The following is a 26,534-nucleotide window of genomic DNA, read 5'->3' as shown; positions in this document are numbered from 1 at the left end:
ACACTTGTTTCAACAAGAACATTATTAAACATTTCAGCTTGTAAATATATTTAAATCGCCTGATTTTAATGGATTGGAAGTTAATGTTATGACTAGAGACACAAATGGTAAAAATGTAACACGTATGCAATTACAAACCAGAATCTGGATCAAAGATGCACTCATGCAATTGTTGAAAGAATATTCATTTGACGACATAACTGTCAAACAGATTGTTTTAACCGCTAAAATATCTCGACCAACCTTTTATCGTAATTATTCATCTAAGAAAGAGGTCCTTGATGATGCGATTACCGATATTATGTTGGACTATAAAGAAAAGTTTAATCAAAAAAATATTACTGATCTGCATGGTTTATTAGTTTATTGTTTTCAATATTTCGGCAACAACCACGACTATATCAGCATTATGGTAGGCGCTCATTTAACTGGTTATCTATCCGATAAACTGACTCGCCAATTTGCTGAAGGAATTCAGGACAATATTCGTACTTGGAGACAATGGCAGACACCACTTCAAAAACAAATTGGTATTCACTTTGCCTTCTATGGATTTCTAAATGTCATTATTTATTGGATTGCTACTGGATGTAAGGAAACACCTGAAGCCATGGCTGAACAAACGATTGAAATCATTAAAAATTTGGTCTAAAAAAGAGTGGCTATATTAGCCACTCTTTTTACTTAATTCTAATTATTATATTTCTGATTCAATTCATCAGTTAAATTCTTAATACTTTTAGCCATTTCGGGATTAGCCTTTAATTCCTTGGTAGCTTTCGGATTATTCAAGTGGTATTGCTTATCCTTAGAATCCTTAATCCAAAAATTAAATGCTGGCATATCTAAATCATAGGTATTTGTGTTCGCCAAATTGTTCTTCTTGATGGTCTTCATATAAACCGTTGGTTCAGTTTTTCCAATCGGCTTGATTCCACCAATTATTTTGGAACCAACTTTAGGAAGTGGTGCCTCGTTATATTGAACCAGAATATCATGATTTGCTTCTCGAGTTTGATTTTGATTCTTGTACCATCTGTTAGTTGTAGTAATTCCACCATTCATCACTAACACAATTTTCTTACCTTGAAGTGACTTCTTACCACTGATCACTTTATCAACGTAAACTGTTACCTTAGTGTAGGCACCATTATCAAGATTATCCATTTTGGACATATCGTAAACCGTTCCTTGAATAACTGACTTGTTAACTTTTTTCAATTGTTTCATTGTTTGGGCAATGTAGCCACGGTTATTCCCAATCTTGTCAGTTTTAACGACTTCTAAATCAGAAATCGTCTTGTGCCATTTACTGGCATTTTCTTTTATAGCAGCGTCTTCAGACGTATTACCACATGCAGCTAAAGGTAAAACAAATATTAAAGCTATTAAAGCAATCAGTATTTTTTTCATTTTATCATCCATCCTTGGGCGATATTATCTCATGTTCTACAAGGATAGAGTAGCTCGATTTCTTTATAAAAAGTTAACGAAGATATTATATCAATTTATTTAAGATATTCAGAACACCTTCGTCATTATTGGAATCCGTAAAATGAGTGACTTGAGCTTTAACTGAGTCAACGGCATTATCCATCGCATAACCATAAGGTGTCAATTTCAACATTGCCAAATCGTTTTCATTATCACCAAAAGTCATAATTTCATCATCAGCAATATCATATTTTTCTTGTAATTCGTGCAAACCGGCCGCTTTATTAACTGTACTCTCACTAATTAGTTCAGTATTATAACCAGACGTTTGACTCGATAATTCTGCTGGTAATGATTGACGAAGATTATTCATTGCAACATCAAAATCTACATGTTCATCGAAAGTTATACCGATACTAGTGATTTGATCTTGCAAGCGTTGTGGTGTCACTGTTGCCAAATCAGTAACTCGCTTTAAATGATTATAGTAATGATACGTTAAATCGTAAATTGGTTGAGAAATTGACTGATCTACATAAGCAGATTTCACACCAACTACTAAGTGTTCAACGATATCCTTCTTATCAAATTGCTGATTAATGACATTCAAAGTAGCCGTTACTGCCTCTTCTGGCATAGCACGAATTAAAAGTGGTTGATTGTTACTATAAACGGCTGCTCCATTTTGGGAAACAAAATCCATTTCATCTTTAAACTCCGCAAACTGATCCTGCAGACGTTGATATTGCGAACCACTGGCAGCTACTACCCGAATATCTTTGGCACGTAACTGCTCCAATATTTCACTGAAACGTTGATGATTATACGTATTCTTATCGTTTAAAAAGGTTCCATCCATATCGAATGCTACTAATTTGATTGCCATAATTTCTCTACCTTACTGTAAAAATCATCTTTCCATGATATCACAAATTAAATAACCCTCAAACGATTTACAAATTTTTCAATCCGTATAACGTTTGAGGGCTTTATTAATTTAGATATTTTTTTGTTTTAGTTATCGTAGTTAAGATGTTCATCTTTATTTAAACCATTGATAGCCTTAATTTCATCAGCTGTAAGTTCAAAATCAAAGATGTCAAAGTTTTCCTTTACACGACTAACCTTTGATGACTTAGGGAAAATAACATAGCCAGTATCAATGTGCCAACGTAAAACAACTTGAGCAGCTGTCTTATTGTGCGCCTTAGCAATCTTATTGATTGTTGGATCTTCAAGAATAAAGTGACCATGTCCAATTGGTGAGTAACCTTCGTTAACAATATCATTGTCTTCGTCAAATTTACCCAATTCAACTTGTGTCTTGTAAGGGTGACGTTCAATTTGGTTAACCATAGGTTTAACTTTTGCCATTGCAAAGACTTCTTTAAGTTGTTTCTCAGAGAAGTTTGATACACCGATAGCTTTAACTTTACCTTGATCATACAGTGTTTCCAAAGCTTTCCAAGTATCCAATGTCAAATTGAAGTCCTCTTCATTTGGCCAGTGAATCAAGTAAAGATCTAGATAATCCATTTGCAAGTCTTTAAGTGTTTGTTCAAAAGCAGCCAATGTCTTGTCATAGCCTTGATCAGCATTCCAAACCTTTGATGTGATGAAAAGATCCTCTCTCTTAACGCCAGCATCCTTAAAGGCTTTACTAATAGCAGCTTCATTGCCGTAAATATGAGCACAGTCAAAATGACGGTAACCAGCATCCAAAGCACCTTGGATAGCAGCTGGAATATCAGCATTATCAATACGATAAGTTCCGAATCCTAACATAGGGATAGAAACTCCATTACTTAATGTTTTAAATTGCATATTAAATTCCTCCTACCTTTAATTAAACTACACTTATATACGCTTTTTCAAAGATACTAACTTATCCATTCATATTTTTACATCAATTTACTTATTATTAACTGCACTGTCTCTAACATCATTACCATTTACGATAGCTTTTAAAATGTAATAGATGCCCATAGCCAAAAAGAATAAGAAAAAGACAGATCGTAACAAAGCAAATGGCGTCTCAAATAAAAAGGCTCTCCAAAATACGCTTCCTTGCATATTCCACAAACCTGGTGTCAAATACCAGCTTTTGAAGTCAAATAGATTTTTCCAATTGAAATATCCTGCTTGTATAAGAACAAAAAAATCAGTGAAAAATAAAATTGCATAAGTTATCGCAAAATTTGTGAATCGTTTTCGGGGCAAATTTTTAGATTCTGAATCTGAAAAAATATCTCTCGGTGATTGAGCATCCTTTTGTTGAAAATACTGTGCCCCACCATGACGACTTCCATACACCAACTTCCAGCCACTATCTGAAAACATTGTTACGTAATCTAAATACTTACCGGTGCTCATATTTTCATTGTGAAAGTCGATACGCGTATACGGATTAAAATCAGCTTTTGAATTTAACTTTTCAAATGTATAAATGTGTAAAAAGGGATTGACCTTAACTAAACGATAGCCTGTCTCCTGAACTAAATTAATCCATTTTTCTTCTGTATTTAAAGATAGAAATAATTTAAATCTTTTCATCATAATTGACCTCTAATATCCAAATTTATTTGCTACTTTAACCAGTTGTTGCATTCTTTGTGTTTCCAATTCCAAAATATTCTTGCCATCTTCAGTTATTTGATAGACCCGACGACGTTTGTCCTGACTAGGAACTTCTTTAATCCATCGTAGTTTTAACAAATTCTCAATGGCTCCATACATAGTTCCGGCAGCTATTTTGACATCCCCATTACTCAGTCGATCAATCTCTTGAATTGCCCCATATCCATGCAGTGGTTGATTCAAGACTAAGAGAATGTAATAAACTGTTTCAGTTAAGGGTAAGTTTTTATTTCTCATAGGAGAAGCTCCTTTTAATATACAGTTCAGCTTTATATTTTTAAGCTATATACAGTGTAACTGTATATTCGATTTATGGCAACAAAAAACCACATTTTTTCAAATGTGGTCTAAATAATTATTGGCTTCGGCACGTGACTTAAAAATAACCACGTTTACCTTATCTTTATACTTATTGATTGACGTATAAATTTGTGGCAATTCATCTTGAGCAAAATTTTCAATAAATTGCTTGAATTCAGGATCAAAACTAGTCTCTGTCCAAGGCAAATCCTCACGAGTTTTACCAACACGAGATTCGGCCCCAGCCAAACAAACGTCAACTGGATAATCCAAAAGAAAAACGGTATCGCAATATTTTAAACGCTCTTCAATCGTACGTTGATAATTTCCATCAATAATCCAACTATCCTTTTGTAGAATCTGTCGCAAAGTCGCATCAAATTCAACTTTAGTATGCGTTGTTTGATCTGACTTATGCCACAACATATCTAAATAATATAATGGCAATCCAATTCTATCACGTAATTTTCTTGCAAAAGTACTCTTACCAGCACCCGGACTACCAATGACGATTGCTCTCAACATTAGTTTTACTTCCTATTCAAATTTTTGCCAAAATTTCTGACGATAATGCTCTACCACTATAAATGATAAAGCAATTATTAGAAGGGCCGCTGTCCCATTAACTATAAATGTCGGTTTACCAGTACCGATTAAAAAACTATAAAGTATTATGATACCAACACTAAGAATCATGACGATTAACATCTTCAAAACAATTGCCATATTTCCGCCACCACGATTAAATAACTCTGTAACATTAGTCCAATTTGTTATACGCAAACGATAATCACGACTAAAATAGTACAAACTTACCAAATAAGTTCCCCAAATAGTACTGAGAATCATAGATAAGGACAAATAAAGATTCAATTTCCACACAATAATCATCACTATGATCAATGCCAGATTAATTATTATTTGGAAAATAAACCCTAAAAGAAATTTACGTTTTAAATACTGTTTCATTGATATTGGCAATGAACTGACAAATTCTAAGCTACCTCGATCTAAAGAAATTATATTAGCAACCACTGTCGTCGAATTAGTTGTAAAAGCACTAAAAGCTAATCCACCAACGAAGAAAACTCCCACCCATTTCAAAGGTAAATCATTAGGGATTTGTGTGAATGCAAAACTGATAATAAAAATCAAAGGTAGTGCAACTGAATTAACAAGTACCTGTAATAACATATTTGATTCTTTCAATACTTGACGATTATAAGCATCCAAAATAGCATTAAGATTCTTTCGCTCAACGTGCTTACGTTTACCAGAAGCAGACAACATCTGTGAATTAATACTTGTCAATTGACTACCTAAATGAGGTAAGATAGAACGTTTCAAAATAAAACCTAGAATCAGCAACACAATGATCAATCCCGCCCAGTTCAACAGGCTTATTACTGACATTGGTTCTACAAAAGTTTTGAAAAGTGGCAATATGATTGGATTGATAGCTTGATGCTTCCCTGCCATGTAATCACTATTATTCACCAAAAGGATTCCGGCCATAGCAATTACTAAAGTAACAGCCATTAAACCGTTCATAACCATTTTTTGATGTTTACGGAAGATCTTAGTTTTAGTTAAGGCAAAGACAATAATCGCACAAGCAAACAAAATTATTGTCAAAATAATACAAAAAGCTATTACGGATAACAAAAGTGCTATTGGAATCATAACTCCAGCATGCCATGCCGTTGAAAAAAAGGCTATGAATAATGGAAAAACAAACGGTATAACATTCATGGCAACTACGGTCACCTTGCTGAGAAAGATCTCTTTTTGTTTAAAAGGTAATGGCAAATAATTGTTTAAGTCTTTACCAGCAAAGAAAACACTGTATATACCGGAAATACTTTGAGAAATAGCTAGCAGAACAAATAAAACGACATAATAAGTGAACATATCAGGATATTCAACTAAATTAATTGGTAACATTACCGTTCCGTAAATAAGGAAAAATATCAGTCCATTAAGCAAAAATTGCATCTTCAATTTATTTGTTAACTCAACACCACTCTTACCTTTCCTACGCAAACGGTCGGTTACTTGAGGATTCAATAGTCTCAAGTTAACAGCCAACAGATTCTTGAATTGATCCTTATTCATGGGAATCACCTTCAATATCATCAACTAAGCCATCACCATTTTGGCGACCTGCCATTTTCAAGTAGATTTCTTCAAGTGACTCATCGTTATTCTGATCCAAAAGATTTTGTACTGAACCGTTATAGATCAAAACACCTTTTTTCAGAATTGCTAACTCATCACACAATTGTTGAGCTGTATCTAAATTATGAGTTGAAAAGATAACTGTTTTACCTTTAGCCGCATGTTTTTTCATCAATTGCTTTAAATCATAAGCTGCCTGAGGGTCTAATCCTTGCATTGGTTCATCTAGAATCCAAACATCCGGATCAGGCAACAAAGCTCCAATTATAATTGTCTTTTGACGCATACCGTGAGAAAAACTAGCCAGTGTTTCATCAACGTGCTCAGACATATTAAATAAAGTTACTAATTCTTGGCGTCTCTGTTGTACATCAGCTACCGACAAATTATAAGCTGACGTTAAAAGGTCCCAATATTCCGCTGCTGTTAGTTGCAAGAAAATATCCGGGGTATCAGGAACATAGGCAATTTTCTCTTTGATTTCTTGACGATGCTCTTGTAAATCTAGACCGTCAACTTTGATAGAACCACTAGTTGGTTCAATAATGCTGACTAAATTTTTGATTGTGGTCGATTTACCAGCACCATTGTGACCTAGAAATCCAAAAATTTCTCCTGATTTAATTTTGAGATTCAAATGCTGCAAAGCCTTCTTATCTCCATAATTTTTACTTAAATCCTCAATTTCAATCATTAATTAATCTCCCGTCGAGTAATCTCTTGATTCAATAAGTATAACAATTCCCGTTTTTTCAATATAGACAATTAGTAATTTATTCTTTGAAAAATTTATCAATATAAATTGACAAGAATTATCTTTTCCTGTATTGCATTATTCATCCAATACAATTAACAAAAAATCATAGGACAATTAAATCGTTCTATGATTTCTATTTAGTTCTCTTGTCTCACTAGTGCAACATCTTGGTGAGTTTCTTTTTCAACTATTTCAATCATTTCCGCAATATCGGACGTATCGGAAACAGAACTGGATAAATCTAGATTAATTTCATATCCATTCTTTAGTTTTACTGTCAGATAATAGTCAGATGGGAAACGGTCCAAAACAGTATCCGGACTATAAGCAAAAAGAGCACCACTTTCCTTTACCATTGATGGTGCCTTAATTCCTGCTGTTGCCACTAATTTAACGGCTTCAATTTCAGAGTAATTAATAAGACTTTCTTTAGTCTTCTTGGGTACGAGTATTGCCTTTACTTTTTGCCCGGTGCTAGAGAGATCACTGTATCTAATACTTTGTTTATCAACTTCCCAATATCCATAATTCTTAGTTAAGTTCAGAGTACAAATCATGATCATCACTACTAAAGACAAAATTCCCTACAGAAGACTGATTGATACATTATTGAACATCAAAAAAATTGCATAGCCGATAATGATACTTGATGCTAAACAACTCAGTAATGGTACGTAATTAATTTTCTTACCAAAACTAACTTCCAAAACCATCATCCCCTTTTAAACTAAGTATAGTTCTTTCGAGTAAGCGTTTACTGTAAATTTATAAAAAAACTTCAGTTGATCAAAAAAGATCAACTGAAGTTTTATTTTTTTAATTTAACTAGAGTTCTGGTGCCTAACACCGAACAGAGAACCTTTTCACCGTCTATCATGGTAGCCTCACGTGTATGTTTATTGACTGATTCAACATTATCAACGTTAACCACATAAGATTTATGACATCTAAAGAAGGACTCATTCTCATCTTCAATTCTTTTAATCGTACTGTAAAATTCAAATTGTCCATCTTTCAAGTGAACAATTACTTTATGTGGTACAGGCGAACTTTCAAAGAACAAAATATCACTGACTTTAATTGATCGAACTAGTTCACCGGTTTTAATTTGATAGTATTCCTCACTATCTGAAGCACTTTCTTCAAATTGCCTATTGCAAAGATCAATATCCTCAATAATTCGACCTTGAATTTTTTCTGGATAATCTTTTAGAATAAAGTCCAATGCTTCAATTTGATACTTAAAGGTTAAAAATACCATTTCTGAATGATTCGTGATAAAGACAATTTTACCTTCAAAATCGATTTTTCTAATTTCTGCAGCTAATTCAATGCCGTTGATTTTATTCTCACCTAAGTCGATATCAATGAAATACAATCCTTTATCAATCTCATTATTATTTAAATAATCCAAGATTTCATTAGGATCATCTGTCGCGATTCTAACTCTCATATCAAGATCCTCTATTAGAAGATAATTCTTAATATATTCAACGACTTGACTCAATTGTTTTGGATCGTCTTCACAGACATAGATATCAATCACTGGCATCATCCCTTCGTATTAATCGTTATCTTTTGCAAAAAATAATTATTCAATTTCATTGTTTCTAGTGTTGCTCGGTTGTTCCGATTGATTATTTCGCTTAGATTTTTCAAACCGAACCCACGATTAGAACCTTTAGAAGAAAAGCCTCTTTCTTTCATTTTCCAAACGGGAATATTATTTTTTATAAGTGAATTCTGAACAATGATTATAATCGCTGCAACTTCTTTAATAAAGCCAACTTGAATTGTCCCATGTTCTTGATCTCTCGTTTCCTCAATCGCATTATCCAAGATAATTCCCAATGCTAAAGCTAAATCTAGTGAATCCATTTGAAAACTCTTAATCTCATCCTTAGCTTCAAATGATACCTTAATACCATCTAATTGTGCAGCATAGAGCTTGTTAAAAACAATACTTTTAATCTCCTTATTATCGATGCGACTAAGATCCTCAAACTTATACTTTTCTTGATTCAAATCCACTGAGATAGGTTTAATAGAATTATTGTAATATTTTTTTAATCCTTCAAAATCGTCAGTTCTTAAATACTCCTCTAAAGATAATAAAGTATTTTGATATTCATGTCTAAATTTTCGCAATTCATTATAATGTTGTTCTATTTGAATAAGATATCGGTTAGTACTCTCATTCCGAACTTTTTGTTCACGCAACTGCAAATCCTTATTTATCGTTTTAGTTCGAGCTATGTGAACAACAATAAAAGTAATAACAAAGAGTAAAACAATTACAAAATTATAAATAACATTTTGTAATTTGTTACCGTTCATTGCTTCTGTGACAGTAATTAAGCTCATTGTTACAACCAGCATAATAGATGTAAAAATTATTTCTGTACTAGAAAATTGATAATCTTTCTGCAAATTATTTTCTAGGTCACTTTGTAGAAAATAATATAATCCTACAGCCAAAACTATTCCCCAAATTAATATTGAAGAGTTATAAAACCAACTATAGTTTCCTAATTTCATTATTCGAAAAATAATATCAATTACATGATCTAATAAAACTCCAATACTGTAATCTATTGCAGCAATGGCGATAGAAATCTTAAAACTTTTTGTTAACAATAACAAGTATGTCAAAAGTGTTCCCATCATTCCAATTATTGTAGCCAATTGGCCATACTCGGCCAAAACAAACATTACGGGTATATTAACAAATAAGTAAAATAAATCTACTCTCTTAAAACGTAAATCCTTAATAAGCACCTTAGTATTCAAAAAAAACAAAAGTAATTGAATAAAAAGTATTGCCATAAAAATCTCCTCATTTTATCTTATAAAAATCCCAACACAGTTTCATTTCTTCATACTTTTCCTATTCCTGGCGAGCCCGATGAATATTCTTTAACTGAGAAATCATATGGATTAATTAGATCACGGTTATTTAACTTAATGATCATCGAATTAACAATTTTAACATTAAGCGTAGATCGAATTTCTACAATTATTTTATATTCATGCTTATTACTTAATTTACACACATTTCGTAAATTAATGCGACAATTTTGCCAATTAAAAGGTTCATCTTTTTCATTGATGGCCTTTTTTGCTATCTTTGTAAATTGTCTTTTTTGATATTTATTGAGTCGATGAATTTTTTCATTCTCTAATATTATCGTTTTATTAGTGGAATTGTAATACGGTGCTGAATGATAATTTTGATATAACTTAGGAATTCCTACAACTCCCATAATTATTAAAATACAGATGATCCAAATTATTCTTGCTACTTTATTATTCATTATAATCTCCTAAAAAAATCTCGACCAATTTTACAATCGGTCGAGATTTTCAGTTGCGCGTCAATAAATACCACTGTGAATAGTTTAGTTGTTAGAGGTTTTATTTATGTATTTTAGATGAACCATTAATTCAAAGCCATAATTACTGATTCCACCCTAGACAATATTCAATTAGAATGAGTTCATTATAAAATACATGTATCGAGAAAATAAAATATTTATTTCAGCACTTCTTCGACTGGTGGGAGGTAAGGGGGTTCCCATCAATCTACGTTTATATTCTACAAAACCATGAAAATTATAGCTGCTTTTATCTTAAAAGCCACAAATGCCATCATTATCTCAAATCTTTTTTGACTCAAAAAGCCTGATACCATCGTTTATATACTGATAAATATCGTTTTTATTGAATACTTTTAAGGATTCATTCTTCGCCACAGTGAAATCTGATTTAAATTCAGCAACTAATAGCGGTAAATCAGTATCTTCAATTTCTTTAACATTGGTAACAATTGGGAAAGATAAGTTTGGTTCAGACAAGCCATATCTTAGAATCAAATCATGATTTAGTACTGTGAAATCAGCATAATACTCCTCTAATAATTCTGCTTTAGGATAACTTTTATTGTTAAGAATATATTTTTTAAAGACTGTTTCTAGCCACAATTTGTCCCCCAATAAATGTAAATAATATCCTAATTGAAATTGTGTTAGATTTGGTCCATATTCTTCAAAAAATAATTCAGGACAAATATTTCTTTTTCCGTGAATAAAATGTGTCAATGCCTTGGGAGTTTTAGAATCCTTATTAACATCAGGTGCAATACTACCTAATAAAAATTCTTGATTGTATCCATGTTTGTCGGCCAATACTTTTGCCATTGAGTAATGCATAATTCTTGATCCCATTGTTTGCCTCTATTTTGTCTTAATGCTTCCCCACCAATTAGGGAACAATTCTCCTAGTGTAGTAGTTTCTCTTTTATCATAATTAACCATAATTTCTGTATCTTTATTATTGCTAGAGAATTCCATCAAAGTTTCACGGCAAGTTCCACATGGTAATCCATCCAATCCTGATGGTGGTGTATCTCTAAACGCAATGATTCGCTTAACTTCCATTTCGCCACTGTCTTGCAACATGTTCAAAAGAGCGACTCTTTCTGCACAAAGATTGATCGTACCACAAGCCATTTCAATACAATATCCCGTATAAATTTTTCCGGATTTACTTTCTAAAGCGCAGACGACATTGTTTGCATAAACAAAGTCATTCAATTCGGCTGGCTTATACAATGGTTTCGCTGCTAAATATAATTTTTCCCAAATATCCATAAAAAAGCTCCTTTAAGTAATATGAATATAAGTATATCACCATTTTAATCTATCGCTAATTTTATTAGTTAAAAACTAATTATAGTTTAATTGTTAATTCTTGTTGAAATTTTGTGATTATTGTTTTACTGTATTAGTGTACTGGTACAGGCGAACAATAAAGGAGAGAATTTCTTTGAATACAACACTTTTAAAAATCCAAGATTTAAACAAATCATTTGGCAACAAAAAGGTATTGAACAATATTAATTTCACGGTCCAACAAGGTCATATTATTGGTTTGATTGGTGCCAACGGTGCTGGTAAAACAACTATTATGAAAGCTATCCTAGGTATTTTACCTTTCAATGGCAAAATCACTATTAGTGATAAGGAAGTCTCCATACATCAACATCGACCACTACAATCAGTTGGTGCCTTGATTGAATATCCAGGACTCTACCCTTATTTGACCGGTCGAGAACAACTTAGACTCTTCTCCACTGGTAAAGATCGTGAACAAAAAGTTAACAGTATTATCAATAAATTGAGAATGGATCACTTTGCCGATCAAAAGACTAAGGGTTATTCACTCGGTATGAAACAAAAACTTGGCGTTGGTTTGGCACTCTTAAACAACCCACAGTTTGTCATTCTAGATGAACCAATGAATGGTCTCGACCCTAAGGCTACAAAAGAATTACGTGATCTAATCGTCCAAGAAAAACAGAATGGTGTTACCTTCCTAATCTCCAGTCACATTCTTAGTGAATTGCAACGTATCGCTGACGATGTGATTGTCATCAATCATGGTGAAATCGTTACTTCAACAACTATGGACAATCTTTTAGCTGCTAATAAGAAATTCTACTTAATCGAAACCAGCAACAATGAAATGGCTTCTGACTTATTATTAAGAAATAATTATCAAGTTGAAAATAAATCAGCTTTAGAAATTCCTATTACCGATAACTTTTCAATCAACAATCTTTTACAGCTATTGTTGTCCAACAACATCACGATTAACGATATTAAACAACAAGATGGAGACCTCGAAGAATCACTCTTGAAGGTCTTAGATAGTGAAGGTAAATAAGCATGAAAACATTAATTAGACAAGAATCTTATAAACTCATGAAGCAACGTAGTACGCAAATATTTTTAATCGGATTATTCCTTTTTCAACTACTAGTCGTCTTTTGTTCCAAAAAGTACCCTAAATTCTTAAGCGATAAAGACGCCTTTCTTAACAATTACATGGCTATTATCCTAATTACATTTTTTATCATTGCCATCTGTAGTACAGTCATCACTAAAGAACGACAATTTGGAACTTTGCGTTCTCTGCTCTATCGAAAATTTTCCTACATTCAAATCATCACTAGTAAGATAATCACATTATTAACTTTCACTATTTTACTTTTTGTAGGTAACTCACTGGTCAGCTTAGCATTCAAATTCATCTTTGCTAATAATCTCGATTTAACCCATAAAATTTGGAAAACTTGGTTACTAACTAATCTCAACAACTTTCTAACATTGTTGTTCTTAATGAGTCTAGTCATTCTATTAGGAACTTTGCTCAATAGTTCTAATCTTGCATTAATGATTGGTATCATTGGTTACTTCGTCATCAACGTCTTTAATCAAATGTTACTTGCATTAATTGCTAAATTCGATTGGCTCAAGTGGAATCCCTTAAATATGATGAATCTTGGCGAACAAATTCAAAGTCACGGTCTTCATCAAATGACTCAACTATCATTAACACAGATTTCCATTGGTTATATCATCTATGTTGCAATCTTTATTATTCTAGCTATTTATAGTTTTTGTAAAAAATCCGTATAAGAAAAGTCTAGTAAATTTGGAAAATAATTCCATCTTTACTAGACTTTTTATTTACGCTTGAAGTAGTACTTGTGGATCAACATCAGGTTTCTTACCACCATCAATAAAAAATACTTTGTACCAAATTAGGAAAATATAAATTGTCCATACTTTACGACGATCATCATTCTTTCCTTCATGACAATCATCCAACATTTTTATAATTAGTGACCGGTCAAAGAATTTTTCAGCAAAATCAGTTGAGAACAATTTACGAAATTCTAGATATACATCATCTGTTTTGATCCAATCTCTAATCGGAACTGGGAACCCTAATTTTTCTCGTTTAGCCCATTCTTTAGGAAGATTTCTTTCGGCAGCTACTCGCAAAGCATATTTACTATCTTTACTATTTAACAGATGCTTAGTAGGAATCTTCGCTGCTATCTCTGCCATTTCTGTATCTAAGAATGGTACTCGTAATTCAGTTGAATTAGCCATACTCATTCGGTCGGCTTTCAAAAGGATATCTTTGGTCATAAATTGATGTAAATCTAGATATTGCATCTTCTTGACTTCATCTTCAGATTGACTAACTTTTTGATAACTCTTCATCACTATTTCTGAAACTGATTCTGAATCTTGATACTCAGACTTCAATATTTGTTTAGCTTCAGTTTCATTGAAAACCCTGGCCTGTCCAATAAAGAATTCTTCTGCCTTAGCAGTTGATTCATATAAGTGCAATCGACCCTGAAAATTGGGAACGTGTTTTAATCCACGTGCTAGATTGTATCTTATTCCTTTTGGCAACTTCTTTAAATTTTCTCCTAAAATTCGGACTGCTTTGGAATGTGAGTGATAACCGTAGTTAGCATAACCAGCAAATAATTCATCGGCTCCCTCACCAGAAAGTATCACTGTCACATCTTTACTAGCCAATTTGGTCAAAAAATATAACGGAACACAAGATGGATTAGCTTCTGGCTCATCCATATGATACTGAATCAACGGTATCGATTTGATAGCTTCTTCTCTAGTTACTATTCCTCTGGTATTTTCCAAACCTAATTTAGAAGCCAACGCTGAAGCAGCGCTACCTTCTTCATAGGTATTCGTATCAAAATCAATAGAATAGGTATGTTGTGGTTTAAAGATAGCTGTCACATAACTGGAATCGACTCCACTAGATAATAATGAGCCCACTGGCACATCACTAACAGAATGTTTTTTAACCGAATCATGCATAGCCTGATCAATTTGATCTACAGCATCCTCTAACGACAAATTCTCTTCAGAAAATTTCATATCCCAATACTTAACAATCTTTAATTGACCATTCTTAAATGTAAAATAGTGACCTTCAGGAATTCGATAAACATTTTTAAAGAAAGTTTCGTCAGTCGCTGAATATTGGAAAGTTAAAAACGGCTTCAATGATCTTTCATTGAATTCTTTTTCAAAATTAGGATGACGTAAAAATGCTTTGATTTCAGAAGCAAATAGAAAGGTACCGTTATGATTGTAATAGTACAAAGGTTTAATTCCAAAAAAGTCTCTTGCACCAGTGATCTCACCTGATTCAAAATCATAAATGATAAAAACAAACATACCACGAATTTGCTTTAATAACTCGTCAATACCCCACTCTTCAAATCCATGTACCAATACTTCTGTATCTGTAGAAGTATTAAAAACATGTCCTAAAGATTTCAATTCTTCTCGTAATTCTACATAATTATAAATTTCACCGTTAAAAACAACAGCTTTTGTTTTATCTTCATTGTAGATTGGTTGCATCCCATTATTAACATCAATGATACTCAAACGTCTAAAACCAATCGCTACATTCTTATCTTGAAGTGTCCCCGCACTGTTGGGTCCACGATGTCTAATTGCTTCCATCATTGAATTCAAAACTGGTTTTTTATCGGCAATCTTTCCATCGACAAAGCCAACAATTCCGCACATAATTTTTCTCCCTAATCATTCAAATAAATATTATTTTAAGATTCAAAAATTTAATCCACTGCTACAAAGTCACCCGTTTGAACATACTCATTCGTTGCTACTCTTACATAGGAAATTCCATTGATCGTTATGAATCGATCAGTATGCCAAATTGTGTTAGGTGCTAAAGAACGTGAGATTCTAACGCCACTTCTGTTATAAAGACTTGCTGGTGTTTTACTACTAATCTTGATATTACCTGTATCATTCTTGTAAAGAACAACTTGTTCACCCTTTACAAATTCATTATTCCCCACACGATAATAGATATTTCCACCAACAGCATTTTGAATATCGACTCGCCACGAAGTGCCTTCTCCTAAGAAACGTGGAAGTTGCTTCCCATTAACATCATATAGTGGAATAGATTTTTCATTTACCATTACGCCACTAGCAAATCCGGTAATTGATGATTGACTATTTTTTGACGGTATAAAAGAACTGGTACCATCAGCTGAGACTGTATTAATGTTTGTCACGACAATTGATAATGATGCTGCTACAGCCAGACTTAGAGACATAAATCTTTTAATTCCCATTACGTTTATTCCTTCCACTTCCATCATTAATGCTTAGAATTTATCAATAACTTCGAAATAAAGAAAGACATTTTTTCAAGTTTATTTGGCCCATTTATTTGACGAAATTTAATAGTTTAAAAATCCCCAACAGAATTAATTATATTTATTAATACTTAAATATAATTTTTCGGCATTTCATTGTCATATCAATAAAGATCAAAATTTGAATCTATATCATGTTCAATAACTGCGAGATATAAAATAATAAAATAAATATGTCTGTTCATACAAAAAAGGCAACCACATTATATTAAATATGTGATTGCCTTTATTCGTAATATTCATCAATCGTTTCTAATCAATGATAATGAAACACCGTGCTTTTTTGGAACTAATTTATAATCTGTTGCTTCCATTCTCATATCGTAACTTCCCCGATATTGACCATTCTTAATAGTTAATACGTCATCATAATTAACTTTATACCTGTAAATTTGCTGATATAAACCATTTTTCAATTTCATCTTTGATTTCGTAAATTTTGCTACACCTTTTTTATCACCATTTTGTTTTACAACCCAACTGAACCTTTCCAAAACCTGGGTAGTAGTCAGTTCGTGAGGACTTTTAACAATCCAAATTCCTACCACAACAATGACCATCACTACTCCAATAAGGTATTTCTTCTTCATGTCAGATTACATCTCCTTGTTTCTAATCACTACTACCGACAACACAATGGTAACCAAAAGTACTAATAAGCTGACTGAAATGTAATTCCACAACTGATTATTAGGAATCAATCCTAAACTAATCTTCATTGCAACACTGAAGAAATCAAAGTACTTTAACCAACTCCAATTAGCAATGTTATGCACTGTTGTTACTAGAATTGGACAAATCACAATGAAAATTGAACCAATTACGATTGACGAAGTTAAAAGTAATACTAAAATGGCTAAACCAAAAATCACACTAATGAAAAAGGCAATTACTAAGGATGTCTTAAAAACTGTTGCTAACAATTTTGACCAACTCGTACCTACAGAACGAGATAATAACATCCCTGTAACTATACTAGTAAAAAAGTAGACTAGGCTTAACACAAAAATATTTATTAACATAACCAAATATTTAGAAATAATAAATTGTGTTCGAGTTATCCCTGAAACCAATGTATTTTTATACGTCTTTTGACTAAATTCGTAGCCAATTGTCATTACAAAAATACCGATAAAAGCATATACCAGAAGACTTGATGATAAGGTGCTGGCATTAATACCGTCTTTTAATGTCCAAAGCTTTGATGAATCCAGTTTTGCCATTGAATCAGTCGTGACCATGATTCCACCAACAATATTTTTACCAGTAATAACGGCTGAATACCCAATAGCAAAGAGTAATGTTAAATAAATTCCCAAAGTGTGACTCAAACGATAGAAGTCAGTTCTTAATTGATTGAGCATTCTTAATCCCTCCTATCAAATTTGTATAATAATCCTCTAATGATTTTTCCTCTTTAGTTAAACTGATAACTGAGATACCATTTTCAACTAATTCTCGATTCAATTTAGAAGAATCAATCCCTAATGAATGGATCAAGATATTTTTATCGTCAACTACCGTGAATTTTTCCATAAACTTTTGATCAATCACTTGTGCTGCTTTTGAAACATCATCGACTGTCAAAACAAGACCAGATTGATTAGCCTTATCCAACTCCTCTTTGGTAATTTCTTTAATCAATTGTCCATTATAGATAAAGCCGAATCGTGTCGACACTTGATACAACTCTGTCAAAATATGACTGGAAATTAAAATGGTGATTTGTTTTTCCTGATTTAATTTCTTTAATAATTTTCTAAATTCAATAATTCCTGATGGATCAAGTCCATTGATTGGCTCGTCCAATATCAGTAGGTCTGGCTCAGGCAAAATAGCGATTGCCAACCCTAATCGCTGTCTTTGACCAAGTGACAAATTCTTAGCCTCCGTATGAACCTTTTCCGTCAAACCAACGAATTTAATTATTTCTGTAATCTTCTTAGAGTCATTGATACCACGCTGTATGGCAACTAATTTCAAATTTTCTTGAACTGTCAATTTGCCAAAAGCGGCTGGAGTCTCAATAACGGCTCCCACATGTTTAAGTGCTTGCTGATTATTTTTTTGATCAAATAGCTTAATTTCACCAACTTTGAGTGGCGATAATTGTGTGATCAAACGCATAATAGTGGTTTTTCCGGCACCATTGGAACCAATCAGACCGTAAATATCACCTTTTTGTAAACTGAAACTCACATTGTCGATGGCTTTATAACGGCCAAATGACTTGCTGATATTATTCACTGATAGAATTGTTTTCATCATAACAATCCCTCCCCTTCAATTAATATAGTAAAAAACGTTACTTAATTTGAGATATAAATAAACCTTAATTAATTATTAATTCTAAAGAAACCAACTTTTTTATACGATAAAATTAAGTTAACAAACAATTAGGGGTTAAAGTATGCATTCAAAAATATTAATAATTGAGGATAATGAAGATATTCAGGCGCTTCTATTCGATGTTCTTTCAAATGATTATTTAATTTATAAAGCCCTTGACGGTGTCAGTGGCATCAATGAATTCAAAAACGTTCAACCAGATTTGATTATTTTGGATTTAATGTTGCCACAGATCAATGGCGAAAGTGTTTTAAAAGTCATTCGTAATCAATCACAAATTCCCATTATTGTCTTGACTGCCATTCAAAGTAAAGAAAAAACCGTCGCTTTACTTAACGACGGCGCTAATGATTATTTGACTAAACCATTTGATATTGCTGAATTGCAAGCTCGTATTTCTGTACAATTACGAAATCAGACTCAACCTGACGACAATCATTTATTATCCTATGACAATATTACTTTGAATGACCAAACTCATGAGGTTACTGCCAATAACCAACCACTGGTGTTATCCAAAAAAGAATTCAATTTACTACAAATTCTCTTGGCCCATCCCCATCAAGTCTATGAAAAAAGTCAACTATTTCAAATGGTTTGGCATGAAGAATACTTTGAAAGTTCCGACAACACTTTAAATGTTCATATTAGCAATTTACGTCATAAATTAACCGAGGCCACTGGTAACAATTATATTGTTTCTATCTGGGGCATCGGCATTCGTTTGGTCTGAGGAGGATTCCTTAATGATTATATTTTTAACAATTATCTGCTTCATTCTAATTTTGGTTCTTAGTCTTATTTTGCACGATATCAAACGAATTACTAAAGATTTAAACTATATCAATAAAAATGGCACTAATGGTGAAGTCACAACTGGAACTAGTTTGCCTATTATTAAAGAATTAGCTCAAGCTTGTAATTTCAATCTTAACGAGACTCATCAACTTAAGGAAAACCAAGCAATTCAAAATAGACAATTCAATCAAATGCTGACTAATTTGACTCATGATATCAAAACACCGCTAACTGTTTCAATTGGCTACGTCCAGCTATTAACACAACAGAGCACTGGAAAAAATCAACGTGATCTAGTTCGAGTTCAGAACAACCTCGACTCAGTTAACTACTACCTACACTACTTAATGGATTTCAATTTGATTCGAGAGAAGAGCAAAAACCTCAATGTCACTCAATTTAATTTGTCCGATACTTTACAAAAAGAGTTGTTCAACTATTACGACCAACTCACCGCCAAACAAATCAACGCGCAAATAGAAATTGCCCCTAAAGTTATTGTGAATAGTGATGAGATGATGTTCAAACGTATTTTTCAAAATCTTATCGGTAATATTTTGAAATACGCCTCAAACAACATGGCTATTACTTTAAAAAATGAAGATGGTATCATTCAACTTTCATTTGAAAATCAAACCAACGAAAACATTCACGATAGTAATCAATTGCTCAATCGTTTTTACACGGCTGACAATTCTCGTACCAATCACAGTGTTGGTCTAGGATTGAGTATTGTGCAATCCCTTGTTACAACGCTTGGCGGTAGAGTCAATCTGGAAACGAATCATAACAATTTCAAAATCACTCTAATTTTTAAACATTTACAAACACAAAAAAACTAGGTAATTCTATATTAGATTTGCCTAGCTTTTATTATGAAGTCATTTTAAATATAACCATAACTCTTTAATATATCAGCGGATGTTTTATCAGCCGGTTTGTAGCCTTGATTTACCATGTCTTTCACGTAAAGACGATTGTAAAAGAACGCAAAGACAAGTGTCACTAGAAATGCTCCACCACCCCAAGTGAATGAACCAAATAATATTTCCGCCAGAACCAAGATGGCAGCCCATTTGAAATCAGAGCGAAATACTGGTGTCCAAAAGCCGAAAAACATTTCAGTCCAAGAAAAGCCTACTTTGACGGTTAACTGTTTTTGACTGCTCTCATTTATTAAATTAGCAAACATAGCTTTCCCTCCATCACTTTATAGTCCATTGACAATATACTTAATTGGTTGCTTTGAAACAGCCGCAATAACATTTTCAGCAACAATTGTTGCCATAGCATCACGTGCTTCAACAGTAGCATTGCCTAAGTGTGGTGTGAGTAAGACATTTTGCATCTGTTTCAATTCATCAGATACTTCTGGTTCATGTTCGTAAACATCTAAAGCTGCACCAGCAATAACGTGTTCCTTCAATGCTTTCGTCAGAGCCACTTCATCGATAATGGGGCCACGAGCAGCATTGATCAAAACTGCACTGGATTTCATTTGAGCGAATTCCTTAGCACCTAATAGATGTTTGGTATGTCCATTGAGTGGTAAATGTAATGTCACGATATCGGACTTTTCTAGAAGTTCAGCTTGAGATACAAATTTGGCTCCTAACTCAACTTCACGACTAACTGGAAGACGATGATGTTGAGTATAAAGAATTGGCATATCAAACGCATGCATCCTTTTAGCAACGGCTTGTCCAATTTGACCTAATCCGATGATTCCTAAGGTCTTACCTTGTAATTCATGGCCTAAGAAAAATAGTGGTGCCCACCCATTGAAGCCAGTGGTCCTCATCAAATGATCACCTTCAGCGATACGATGCATCAAACTGATAATTAAACCAGTAGTAGATTCGGCCGTTGAAACAGTTGAAACAATTGGCGTATTGGTTACTGGTATACCTAACTCCTTCGCATACGCTGTATCGATATTATTCGTTCCGGCACCAAAATTAGCAATTAACTTTAACTTAGGAGCGTGATCTAACACATCTCGATCGACTGGCGTTGACAGTGGTGTAATCAAAAAATCACTATCAGCCACATGTTGCTTTAAAGTTGTTGCACCAATTAGCTTGTCATCAGTGTACATATCAATTGTTAAGTCAGTTGCTTTTAGTAAGGCCGCTGCTTTATCTGGAATTTTGCCAGCAATAAAAACTTTTGCCATTATTGAACCTCCATCATATAAATAACTCTTTATTTTAGTATGATATATGATAATTTCTCTGACAAGTTTTTAATACCGAACAAGTCTATTTAACCAAATATTTCTTAAAGAATGCCATTTCATCGTCATTAGCTTGTTTAGCAATTGCATCTTTTTGATTGATCAAGAAGACGTGTTCACGTGGATTCTTTTCATCACCGTACATTCTGAAAACATGTGGAACTTTTTTGGCCGTCAAGAAGCCGTCGAATTTAACAGAATTATTGCGGATAAAGTCGTTATTAGCGGTACAGATATATGTTGGTAAAAAGTTATCTTGAATGTACTCTTCCGTATTCAGTTGATCATGTTTACTTTTCAATAATTCATCGGTAAAGTAAGCCTGTGTTACATTTCTAACTGTATCCGGATCAAACATAAAATTAGCAGAACTATTTAAAGCCACAGCACGGAAATGCAGATCAGTTAATTCATAGTTGAACATTTGACGATATTTTTCGTTGGTCAAAATAGTAGTATACTGTTCAGCCATTTGTCCACCGGCACTATCACCTACTAAGAAAACATTATTGGTATCAAGACCATATTCAGCTGCGTGATCGGCTACCCAATGAATATAGCGGTTGACATCATCCAATTCTTCTGGAAAAACTACGTCTGGGGCCAAACGATAATTAGGATTTACGAACGCGAATCCTCGTTGTGCCCAATTCAATCCATAAAATTGATAGGTTTCCTTAGTACCATAACACCAGCCACCACCGTGGATATTTATAATAGTAGGAATTGGTCCTTCAACATTTTCTGGTAAGTAAAGGTCTAACAAATTCCACTTTGGATCTGATCCATAAGCTATATCGTCAACACGTTTAACACCTTCAACTTCAGTTGGAAGTCCTTCATCACGTTTGTCGTCGTTAGCCTTAGCTCCTTTTCTAAAATCCATTATTGCATCAATTATTTTTTGTCCCATTTTGTAAGCGCCCCCATATACTTAAAATTTTAGCATAAAAAAACAATTAATAGATTAATTCTGTCGATATTAACCTATTAATTGTTTTATTTAGTTGCAACAACTGTCTTCCTATTAGTGATATATTCGTAGACCACCATCAAGATGGCACCAACGACGATACCTAAAGCGTTCGCTAAAACATCATTGATATCACTAGTCCGATTGATCAGGAATATATGTGATAAGTAATACTGGGACGTTTCAATTCCACCACCAATCATAAACCCAGTGAAGGCCATTGAAAGTATCGATACATGTGGGAAAAATTTTCTAATTAAGAATCCCAATGGCACCGTCAAAATAATATTTTCCGCAAAACCGATATCAATTATATCAAGTTGATGCAGATTTACCCGTCCAGTTCCCGCTGACATCACATAAACCGATGTTCCATCGAACGAAATTGGCGTAAAGAGAATCATCCCTAGAAAAGTTAAATAAACTAAACTTATTAGATAGAAATGACGCTTCTCGAATTCCTTAATATTATGATTGATGATTAAACCACTGATTATCGAAATAGTTAATATTATTAGTAAAGGTATAAAACGCATAACCAACACTCCCTTCATAATTTGTCCATTTGCTAATTGATACTTATACTTTAAAACTTGTTTATTTAAGCAAACTTAAAATTGATTGACGAAATTATGAAGTTATTGTGTTTTTTGTTTATTTCTAATTTAATCAGAATAGTTATTTTTAAATATTTCCACCAAAAACCGATTCAGTTTCCATACCCCAAAATTCTGGTAATTTATAAGTATATGCATACTCTAGAATAGAACTATCCACGGTAGGTAAATAAGTTAATCTTTCCTGATATACGTATAAATTATTTGTCCTATTAAAATAATTTAAAATATTGGAATCTTTCACTTTACTAATAGTTGTTTTTTGAGTATACGGCAACTTATAGGGATCAAGACCAACATCTTCCTTAATTCTGCTATAAACAGAGTCAAAGTTACTATCATCATCTAATTTGTTCTTATCAATATAATCCAAGCGAATATTACTTACAGAATATTGAGATGTTTTTTCTCCAATACATCTTATCCTTGTTACTTTTAAATACTTGTCGCTTGAATGAAGCCCCATTTTTTTTAATACTGTCTTGTCATCTTTGATTTCAACATTTAAAACCTTAACTCCTTCTGAATGACCATTAGACATATTTAGATCAGTGTAAAGGACGACACTTTTATGATTTTCCTTGGCAACAAAAGTACCCTTCCCTTTGATTCTAGTAACTTTATTTTGTTGTTGTAAAACATTTAATACTTTTACGGCCGTGGTTGAGCTTACATTAAATCGGCTACAAATTTCAGATTCACTATAAAATTTGTCTCCCTGATGTAATTTTCCACCACCTAATTCTTCGTTTAAGACATCTATTATTTCTTTATACTTAGGTACTGACATTTACCGAGATTTTCTCCTTAATTTTCAAAGTCAACCTTGGCAACACGGACTATCAAATCAGTCCCATACCTGAAACCGGTTGCGTTAACAGTAAGCATATCATTATTTTGCAAAAATTTTAATTGTTCATTGTTATCCAACCAGGTTATTTTCTTTACCTTCTTATCAATTCCAACGAATGAGCGTGGATTTGTACCTTCACCACCCAAAACTACATTACTATTTCCAGTGACCTTAATATCATAAATAAATAAATAATCGCTTTTACCATCACTTAATACAAAATCCCTTAGTCCTTCCGCGGCTTTTATTTGCGTTGGTTTTGCACTATAAATGGCTTGACCATAAAACTTCATCCAAAGACCAATCATTTTCATATATTCCTGAGATATAATCGGAATTTCCCCGGTACCTGTAAGACCTATATTCACTAATACGTTTGCACCAACTTTTTTCCCATGACAAATGGTTTCAATCACTTCCCCTGGAGATTTATAATCAATATCATTAGCAGCGATACCCCAGTGTTTGTTTAAAGTAATTGACATTTCTCCTGCAACATATTTTTGGCCTTTTTCTCCATGATTAATTGTGTCAGGAATTCCACGCTCATAAGTCACAGCATCAATTTCTGGATTAATGACTTTCCCCATATTCTTTAATCCAGTGTTATTGATAATAATCGCTTCTGGTTGATATTTACGAATAGTTCCATACAATTCATCAAGATGCCAATCGGCATCTTTTTTATTCCAATTACCATCAAACCAAAGACCACCAATCTTGCCATAATTTTTGCATAATAACTCTACTGATCTTTGTAAATACTTTAAATATTTATTGAAGTCATCTTTATACAAGGGGTTATGCCAATCATAGGATGCCATGTAAAAAAATGGACTAATATCGTATTTATGACAGGCATCAACATATTCTTTGATTAAATCTCTTTTTGCTGGACTATGCATTACATCAAAATCACTTAACCCTTTTGTATCATAAAGGAAAAATCCTTCGTGGTGCTTTGTAGTCAAAACAATGTACTTAGCACCCATATTTTTAGCTTTTTTAACAATTGACTCCGCATTAAAATCTTTTGCAGTAAATGTATTTATTAATTCTTCATATTTTCTTTGATCAATGTCATGGATGAATTCTGTCCATTCTCCTTGTTCCATTTGAGAATAAAGCCCCCAATGAATAAACAGTCCAAGTCCCATATGTTCATAATTTTTAATTCTCTCTACAGGCATACTCATCATTACAAACTCCTTTTTGGATATTTGCCATTAGGATAACACATTAGGTTACATTTTTTCAAATGACACTTTTACAATGATAATCATTGATACATAGGGATTAATTGTATTTTTAAAATGTAATTGTATTCGCTTACTTAATGTGTTAAGCTGATTTTAAAATTAAGTTAACACATTAAATATGTCGGAGGTGAATCTTTATGTATGTATTAGCTAGTCATGGTAATTATTCAAAAGAAACTCTGAGTAGCTGTGAAATGATTACTGGTAAGTTAAATGATTTCCAAATAGTATCTTTTAAAGATCCAATGGGAATTGATGATGTAGTAAAAAAATATCAAGGATTATATGAAAAAAATAATGATGATTTCTTCTACATCATTTGTGATATCAAAAGTGGAACACCAGCTAACTCCGCTTTAATTTTTAAAGGAACGCATAAAAAAGTTAGAGTATTCTCGGGACTTTCTTTTGGATTAGTTTTATCAATTGCAACAGGTACTCCTATTGAAAATGCTCTTGAAGAAAATAAAAAATTCTTGGTAGAAATCGATCCATCAGATCCACATAAAGCAACTACTAAGAAACAGATAGCAAGAAAAGAATCGCCTAAGAAGATGCCTGGTAAAGATCCAATTATCAATGTCAGAATTGACGCTCGATTGATACATGGTCAAGTCGCTACCATGTGGACAAGTAGTTTATCCGCTAGCCGAATTATGGTAATTGACGATAGTATTGTGAAAAGCAACGTTCAAAAAATGACTTTGAAAACAGCTGTTCCAGGTGGTGTGCATTTAAGTATTTTAACTACTGATGGTGCAGCAAGACGGATAAAAGAAAATCAATACGCTGGACAAAGGGTATTCATCATTGTTAGAAATCCTGCCGTGTTAAGTAAATTAACAGATGATGGAGTTAAGTTGAAAGAAATAAATGTTGGAAATATTTCAATGAAACAAGGTGCTCGACAAGTTGCTAAAAGTGTCGCCGTTACAGAGGAAGATGTAAAAACCTTTAACGATTTAAATAGTAAAGGAATCAATTTATATCATCAAATGGTGCCGAATGATAAAAAGCAAAATTTCATGACATTATTGGATAAAGGAGAATAA

The 26,534-nt window shown here is 33.0% G+C and carries 32 protein-coding genes; 6 read left to right on the top strand and 26 right to left on the bottom strand.

Annotated features, from left to right (window positions below):
* Positions 1–88: 88 nt before the first annotated feature.
* Positions 89–652, top strand: a complete 564-nt coding sequence (locus LKACC16343_RS00570; protein ID WP_056952761.1) for a TetR/AcrR family transcriptional regulator — start codon at positions 89–91, stop codon at positions 650–652.
* A gap of 38 nt (positions 653–690) precedes the next feature.
* On the opposite strand, the gene LKACC16343_RS00565 is transcribed toward LKACC16343_RS00570, so the two are convergent.
* From LKACC16343_RS00565 to LKACC16343_RS00500, 15 genes are all read right to left on the bottom strand, one after another.
* Positions 691–1,413 carry a substrate-binding domain-containing protein gene (locus LKACC16343_RS00565; RefSeq protein WP_056952763.1) on the bottom strand — a complete coding sequence of 241 codons (723 nt, stop codon included), beginning with the start codon at positions 1,411–1,413 and terminating at the stop codon, positions 691–693.
* Positions 1,414–1,498: 85 nt separating this feature from the next.
* A complete protein-coding gene (locus LKACC16343_RS00560; protein ID WP_056952765.1) occupies positions 1,499–2,320 on the bottom strand; it encodes a Cof-type HAD-IIB family hydrolase in 822 nt (273 codons plus the stop codon).
* A gap of 128 nt (positions 2,321–2,448) precedes the next feature.
* Positions 2,449–3,258 carry an aldo/keto reductase gene (locus tag LKACC16343_RS00555; RefSeq protein ID WP_056952767.1) on the bottom strand — a complete coding sequence of 270 codons (810 nt, stop codon included), beginning with the start codon at positions 3,256–3,258 and terminating at the stop codon, positions 2,449–2,451.
* An 87-nt stretch (positions 3,259–3,345) separates the two neighbouring features.
* Complete coding sequence (locus tag LKACC16343_RS00550; protein ID WP_411762962.1) at positions 3,346–3,990, bottom strand: DUF2812 domain-containing protein; 645 nt, start codon at positions 3,988–3,990, stop codon at positions 3,346–3,348.
* Between the two features lie 9 nt (positions 3,991–3,999).
* Positions 4,000–4,308, bottom strand: a complete 309-nt coding sequence (locus LKACC16343_RS00545) for a PadR family transcriptional regulator (RefSeq protein ID WP_056952769.1) — start codon at positions 4,306–4,308, stop codon at positions 4,000–4,002.
* A gap of 99 nt (positions 4,309–4,407) precedes the next feature.
* Positions 4,408–4,896, bottom strand: a complete 489-nt coding sequence (locus tag LKACC16343_RS00540; protein ID WP_056952771.1) for a P-loop NTPase family protein — start codon at positions 4,894–4,896, stop codon at positions 4,408–4,410.
* Positions 4,897–4,908: 12 nt separating this feature from the next.
* Positions 4,909–6,486: a hypothetical protein gene (locus LKACC16343_RS00535; protein WP_056952772.1), complete on the bottom strand. Its 1,578-nt coding sequence runs from the start codon at positions 6,484–6,486 to the stop codon at positions 4,909–4,911.
* Positions 6,479–7,243 carry an ABC transporter ATP-binding protein gene (locus LKACC16343_RS00530; protein WP_056952774.1) on the bottom strand — a complete coding sequence of 255 codons (765 nt, stop codon included), beginning with the start codon at positions 7,241–7,243 and terminating at the stop codon, positions 6,479–6,481. The genes LKACC16343_RS00535 and LKACC16343_RS00530 overlap by 8 nt, the downstream gene beginning before the upstream one ends.
* A gap of 200 nt (positions 7,244–7,443) precedes the next feature.
* On the bottom strand, positions 7,444–7,884 hold the full coding sequence (locus LKACC16343_RS00525; RefSeq protein WP_143444152.1) for a hypothetical protein: 441 nt from the start codon (positions 7,882–7,884) through the stop codon (positions 7,444–7,446).
* Positions 7,885–7,890: 6 nt separating this feature from the next.
* Positions 7,891–8,013, bottom strand: a complete 123-nt coding sequence (locus LKACC16343_RS14450; RefSeq protein ID WP_256970539.1) for a hypothetical protein — start codon at positions 8,011–8,013, stop codon at positions 7,891–7,893.
* Positions 8,014–8,114: 101 nt separating this feature from the next.
* Positions 8,115–8,852, bottom strand: a complete 738-nt coding sequence (locus tag LKACC16343_RS00520; RefSeq protein WP_056952999.1) for a LytR/AlgR family response regulator transcription factor — start codon at positions 8,850–8,852, stop codon at positions 8,115–8,117.
* A gap of 5 nt (positions 8,853–8,857) precedes the next feature.
* A complete protein-coding gene (locus LKACC16343_RS00515; RefSeq protein WP_056952778.1) occupies positions 8,858–10,132 on the bottom strand; it encodes a GHKL domain-containing protein in 1,275 nt (424 codons plus the stop codon).
* 50 nt (positions 10,133–10,182) lie between these two features.
* Complete coding sequence (locus tag LKACC16343_RS00510) at positions 10,183–10,620, bottom strand: hypothetical protein (RefSeq protein WP_056952780.1); 438 nt, start codon at positions 10,618–10,620, stop codon at positions 10,183–10,185.
* Positions 10,621–10,962: 342 nt separating this feature from the next.
* Positions 10,963–11,529 (bottom strand): hypothetical protein, encoded by a 567-nt coding sequence (locus LKACC16343_RS00505; protein ID WP_056952782.1) that lies wholly within the window; start codon positions 11,527–11,529, stop codon positions 10,963–10,965.
* Positions 11,530–11,538: 9 nt separating this feature from the next.
* Positions 11,539–11,955 carry a cytidine deaminase family protein gene (locus LKACC16343_RS00500; protein ID WP_054643679.1) on the bottom strand — a complete coding sequence of 139 codons (417 nt, stop codon included), beginning with the start codon at positions 11,953–11,955 and terminating at the stop codon, positions 11,539–11,541.
* 175 nt (positions 11,956–12,130) lie between these two features.
* Here LKACC16343_RS00500 and LKACC16343_RS00495 point away from each other — a divergent pair, with 175 nt between their 5' ends.
* Together LKACC16343_RS00495 and LKACC16343_RS00490 are read left to right on the top strand one after the other, a co-directional pair.
* Positions 12,131–13,030, top strand: a complete 900-nt coding sequence (locus LKACC16343_RS00495) for an ATP-binding cassette domain-containing protein (protein WP_056952784.1) — start codon at positions 12,131–12,133, stop codon at positions 13,028–13,030.
* Between the two features lie 2 nt (positions 13,031–13,032).
* Positions 13,033–13,785, top strand: coding sequence for an ABC transporter permease (locus LKACC16343_RS00490; protein ID WP_056952786.1), 753 nt, complete (start codon positions 13,033–13,035; stop codon positions 13,783–13,785).
* 51 nt (positions 13,786–13,836) lie between these two features.
* On the opposite strand, the gene asnB is transcribed toward LKACC16343_RS00490, so the two are convergent.
* From asnB to LKACC16343_RS00465, 5 genes are all read right to left on the bottom strand, one after another.
* Positions 13,837–15,735, bottom strand: coding sequence for an asparagine synthase (glutamine-hydrolyzing) (asnB, locus tag LKACC16343_RS00485; RefSeq protein WP_056952788.1), 1,899 nt, complete (start codon positions 15,733–15,735; stop codon positions 13,837–13,839).
* Positions 15,736–15,785: 50 nt separating this feature from the next.
* Entirely contained in the window at positions 15,786–16,313 is a 528-nt protein-coding gene (locus LKACC16343_RS00480) for an SLAP domain-containing protein (RefSeq protein WP_056952789.1), read from the bottom strand.
* Positions 16,314–16,639: 326 nt separating this feature from the next.
* Entirely contained in the window at positions 16,640–16,987 is a 348-nt protein-coding gene (locus tag LKACC16343_RS00475) for a hypothetical protein (RefSeq protein ID WP_056952791.1), read from the bottom strand.
* A 6-nt stretch (positions 16,988–16,993) separates the two neighbouring features.
* Positions 16,994–17,761: an ABC transporter permease gene (locus tag LKACC16343_RS00470; RefSeq protein WP_082604536.1), complete on the bottom strand. Its 768-nt coding sequence runs from the start codon at positions 17,759–17,761 to the stop codon at positions 16,994–16,996.
* The gene (locus LKACC16343_RS00465; RefSeq protein WP_056952793.1) at positions 17,739–18,665 is read right to left on the bottom strand and encodes an ABC transporter ATP-binding protein; all 927 of its coding nucleotides are present in this window, start codon (positions 18,663–18,665) and stop codon (positions 17,739–17,741) included. Before LKACC16343_RS00465 ends, LKACC16343_RS00470 begins: the two co-directional genes overlap by 23 nt.
* Positions 18,666–18,807: 142 nt before the next feature.
* Here LKACC16343_RS00465 and LKACC16343_RS00460 point away from each other — a divergent pair, with 142 nt between their 5' ends.
* A complete protein-coding gene (locus LKACC16343_RS00460) occupies positions 18,808–19,479 on the top strand; it encodes a response regulator transcription factor (RefSeq protein WP_056952795.1) in 672 nt (223 codons plus the stop codon).
* Positions 19,480–19,492: 13 nt separating this feature from the next.
* Positions 19,493–20,386, top strand: coding sequence for a sensor histidine kinase (locus tag LKACC16343_RS00455; protein ID WP_056952797.1), 894 nt, complete (start codon positions 19,493–19,495; stop codon positions 20,384–20,386).
* Positions 20,387–20,430: 44 nt separating this feature from the next.
* Here the strand turns inward: LKACC16343_RS00455 and LKACC16343_RS00450 are convergent, their stop codons facing one another.
* The 6 genes from LKACC16343_RS00450 to LKACC16343_RS00425 all read right to left on the bottom strand — a co-directional run bounded on the left by LKACC16343_RS00450 (position 20,431) and on the right by LKACC16343_RS00425 (position 25,419).
* Positions 20,431–20,736: a hypothetical protein gene (locus LKACC16343_RS00450; RefSeq protein WP_056952799.1), complete on the bottom strand. Its 306-nt coding sequence runs from the start codon at positions 20,734–20,736 to the stop codon at positions 20,431–20,433.
* Positions 20,737–20,754: 18 nt separating this feature from the next.
* The gene (locus tag LKACC16343_RS00445; protein WP_056952800.1) at positions 20,755–21,720 is read right to left on the bottom strand and encodes a 2-hydroxyacid dehydrogenase family protein; all 966 of its coding nucleotides are present in this window, start codon (positions 21,718–21,720) and stop codon (positions 20,755–20,757) included.
* Positions 21,721–21,805: 85 nt separating this feature from the next.
* Positions 21,806–22,693 carry an alpha/beta hydrolase gene (locus LKACC16343_RS00440; RefSeq protein ID WP_056952802.1) on the bottom strand — a complete coding sequence of 296 codons (888 nt, stop codon included), beginning with the start codon at positions 22,691–22,693 and terminating at the stop codon, positions 21,806–21,808.
* 86 nt (positions 22,694–22,779) lie between these two features.
* Positions 22,780–23,289, bottom strand: a complete 510-nt coding sequence (locus LKACC16343_RS00435) for a VanZ family protein (protein WP_056952804.1) — start codon at positions 23,287–23,289, stop codon at positions 22,780–22,782.
* A gap of 148 nt (positions 23,290–23,437) precedes the next feature.
* Positions 23,438–24,160: a GntR family transcriptional regulator gene (locus tag LKACC16343_RS00430; RefSeq protein WP_056952805.1), complete on the bottom strand. Its 723-nt coding sequence runs from the start codon at positions 24,158–24,160 to the stop codon at positions 23,438–23,440.
* Positions 24,161–24,177: 17 nt separating this feature from the next.
* Positions 24,178–25,419, bottom strand: a complete 1,242-nt coding sequence (locus LKACC16343_RS00425) for an alpha-L-fucosidase (protein ID WP_056952807.1) — start codon at positions 25,417–25,419, stop codon at positions 24,178–24,180.
* 200 nt (positions 25,420–25,619) lie between these two features.
* Between LKACC16343_RS00425 and LKACC16343_RS00420 the strand changes: the two genes are divergently transcribed.
* The gene (locus tag LKACC16343_RS00420) at positions 25,620–26,534 is read left to right on the top strand and encodes a PTS sugar transporter subunit IIAB (protein WP_056952808.1); all 915 of its coding nucleotides are present in this window, start codon (positions 25,620–25,622) and stop codon (positions 26,532–26,534) included.

It is taken from the genome of Companilactobacillus bobalius, assembly GCF_002179915.1.
GTDB classification, from domain to species: domain Bacteria; phylum Bacillota; class Bacilli; order Lactobacillales; family Lactobacillaceae; genus Companilactobacillus; species Companilactobacillus bobalius.
The sequence above is the reverse complement of the archived record's forward strand: the minus strand, read 5'-3'. Positions and strand labels throughout refer to the sequence as shown.

Excerpts from the sequence above, each read along its gene's own strand:
- LKACC16343_RS00570 (WP_056952761.1), top strand. The coding sequence starts at position 89 with ATGACTAGAGACACAAATGGTAAAAATGTAACACGTATGCAATTACAA.
- LKACC16343_RS00565 (WP_056952763.1), bottom strand. The coding sequence starts at position 1,413 with ATGAAAAAAATACTGATTGCTTTAATAGCTTTAATATTTGTTTTACCT.
- LKACC16343_RS00560 (WP_056952765.1), bottom strand. The coding sequence starts at position 2,320 with ATGGCAATCAAATTAGTAGCATTCGATATGGATGGAACCTTTTTAAAC.
- LKACC16343_RS00555 (WP_056952767.1), bottom strand. The coding sequence starts at position 3,258 with ATGCAATTTAAAACATTAAGTAATGGAGTTTCTATCCCTATGTTAGGA.
- LKACC16343_RS00550 (WP_411762962.1), bottom strand. The coding sequence starts at position 3,990 with ATGATGAAAAGATTTAAATTATTTCTATCTTTAAATACAGAAGAAAAA.
- LKACC16343_RS00545 (WP_056952769.1), bottom strand. The coding sequence starts at position 4,308 with ATGAGAAATAAAAACTTACCCTTAACTGAAACAGTTTATTACATTCTC.
- LKACC16343_RS00540 (WP_056952771.1), bottom strand. The coding sequence starts at position 4,896 with ATGTTGAGAGCAATCGTCATTGGTAGTCCGGGTGCTGGTAAGAGTACT.
- LKACC16343_RS00535 (WP_056952772.1), bottom strand. The coding sequence starts at position 6,486 with ATGAATAAGGATCAATTCAAGAATCTGTTGGCTGTTAACTTGAGACTA.
- LKACC16343_RS00530 (WP_056952774.1), bottom strand. The coding sequence starts at position 7,243 with ATGATTGAAATTGAGGATTTAAGTAAAAATTATGGAGATAAGAAGGCT.
- LKACC16343_RS00515 (WP_056952778.1), bottom strand. The coding sequence starts at position 10,132 with ATGGCAATACTTTTTATTCAATTACTTTTGTTTTTTTTGAATACTAAG.
- LKACC16343_RS00510 (WP_056952780.1), bottom strand. The coding sequence starts at position 10,620 with ATGAATAATAAAGTAGCAAGAATAATTTGGATCATCTGTATTTTAATA.
- LKACC16343_RS00505 (WP_056952782.1), bottom strand. The coding sequence starts at position 11,529 with ATGGGATCAAGAATTATGCATTACTCAATGGCAAAAGTATTGGCCGAC.
- LKACC16343_RS00500 (WP_054643679.1), bottom strand. The coding sequence starts at position 11,955 with ATGGATATTTGGGAAAAATTATATTTAGCAGCGAAACCATTGTATAAG.
- LKACC16343_RS00490 (WP_056952786.1), top strand. The coding sequence starts at position 13,033 with ATGAAAACATTAATTAGACAAGAATCTTATAAACTCATGAAGCAACGT.
- asnB (WP_056952788.1), bottom strand. The coding sequence starts at position 15,735 with ATGTGCGGAATTGTTGGCTTTGTCGATGGAAAGATTGCCGATAAAAAA.
- LKACC16343_RS00480 (WP_056952789.1), bottom strand. The coding sequence starts at position 16,313 with ATGGGAATTAAAAGATTTATGTCTCTAAGTCTGGCTGTAGCAGCATCA.
- LKACC16343_RS00475 (WP_056952791.1), bottom strand. The coding sequence starts at position 16,987 with ATGAAGAAGAAATACCTTATTGGAGTAGTGATGGTCATTGTTGTGGTA.
- LKACC16343_RS00470 (WP_082604536.1), bottom strand. The coding sequence starts at position 17,761 with ATGCTCAATCAATTAAGAACTGACTTCTATCGTTTGAGTCACACTTTG.
- LKACC16343_RS00465 (WP_056952793.1), bottom strand. The coding sequence starts at position 18,665 with ATGATGAAAACAATTCTATCAGTGAATAATATCAGCAAGTCATTTGGC.
- LKACC16343_RS00460 (WP_056952795.1), top strand. The coding sequence starts at position 18,808 with ATGCATTCAAAAATATTAATAATTGAGGATAATGAAGATATTCAGGCG.
- LKACC16343_RS00455 (WP_056952797.1), top strand. The coding sequence starts at position 19,493 with ATGATTATATTTTTAACAATTATCTGCTTCATTCTAATTTTGGTTCTT.
- LKACC16343_RS00450 (WP_056952799.1), bottom strand. The coding sequence starts at position 20,736 with ATGTTTGCTAATTTAATAAATGAGAGCAGTCAAAAACAGTTAACCGTC.
- LKACC16343_RS00445 (WP_056952800.1), bottom strand. The coding sequence starts at position 21,720 with ATGGCAAAAGTTTTTATTGCTGGCAAAATTCCAGATAAAGCAGCGGCC.
- LKACC16343_RS00440 (WP_056952802.1), bottom strand. The coding sequence starts at position 22,693 with ATGGGACAAAAAATAATTGATGCAATAATGGATTTTAGAAAAGGAGCT.
- LKACC16343_RS00435 (WP_056952804.1), bottom strand. The coding sequence starts at position 23,289 with ATGCGTTTTATACCTTTACTAATAATATTAACTATTTCGATAATCAGT.
- LKACC16343_RS00430 (WP_056952805.1), bottom strand. The coding sequence starts at position 24,160 with ATGTCAGTACCTAAGTATAAAGAAATAATAGATGTCTTAAACGAAGAA.
- LKACC16343_RS00425 (WP_056952807.1), bottom strand. The coding sequence starts at position 25,419 with ATGAGTATGCCTGTAGAGAGAATTAAAAATTATGAACATATGGGACTT.
- LKACC16343_RS00420 (WP_056952808.1), top strand. The coding sequence starts at position 25,620 with ATGTATGTATTAGCTAGTCATGGTAATTATTCAAAAGAAACTCTGAGT.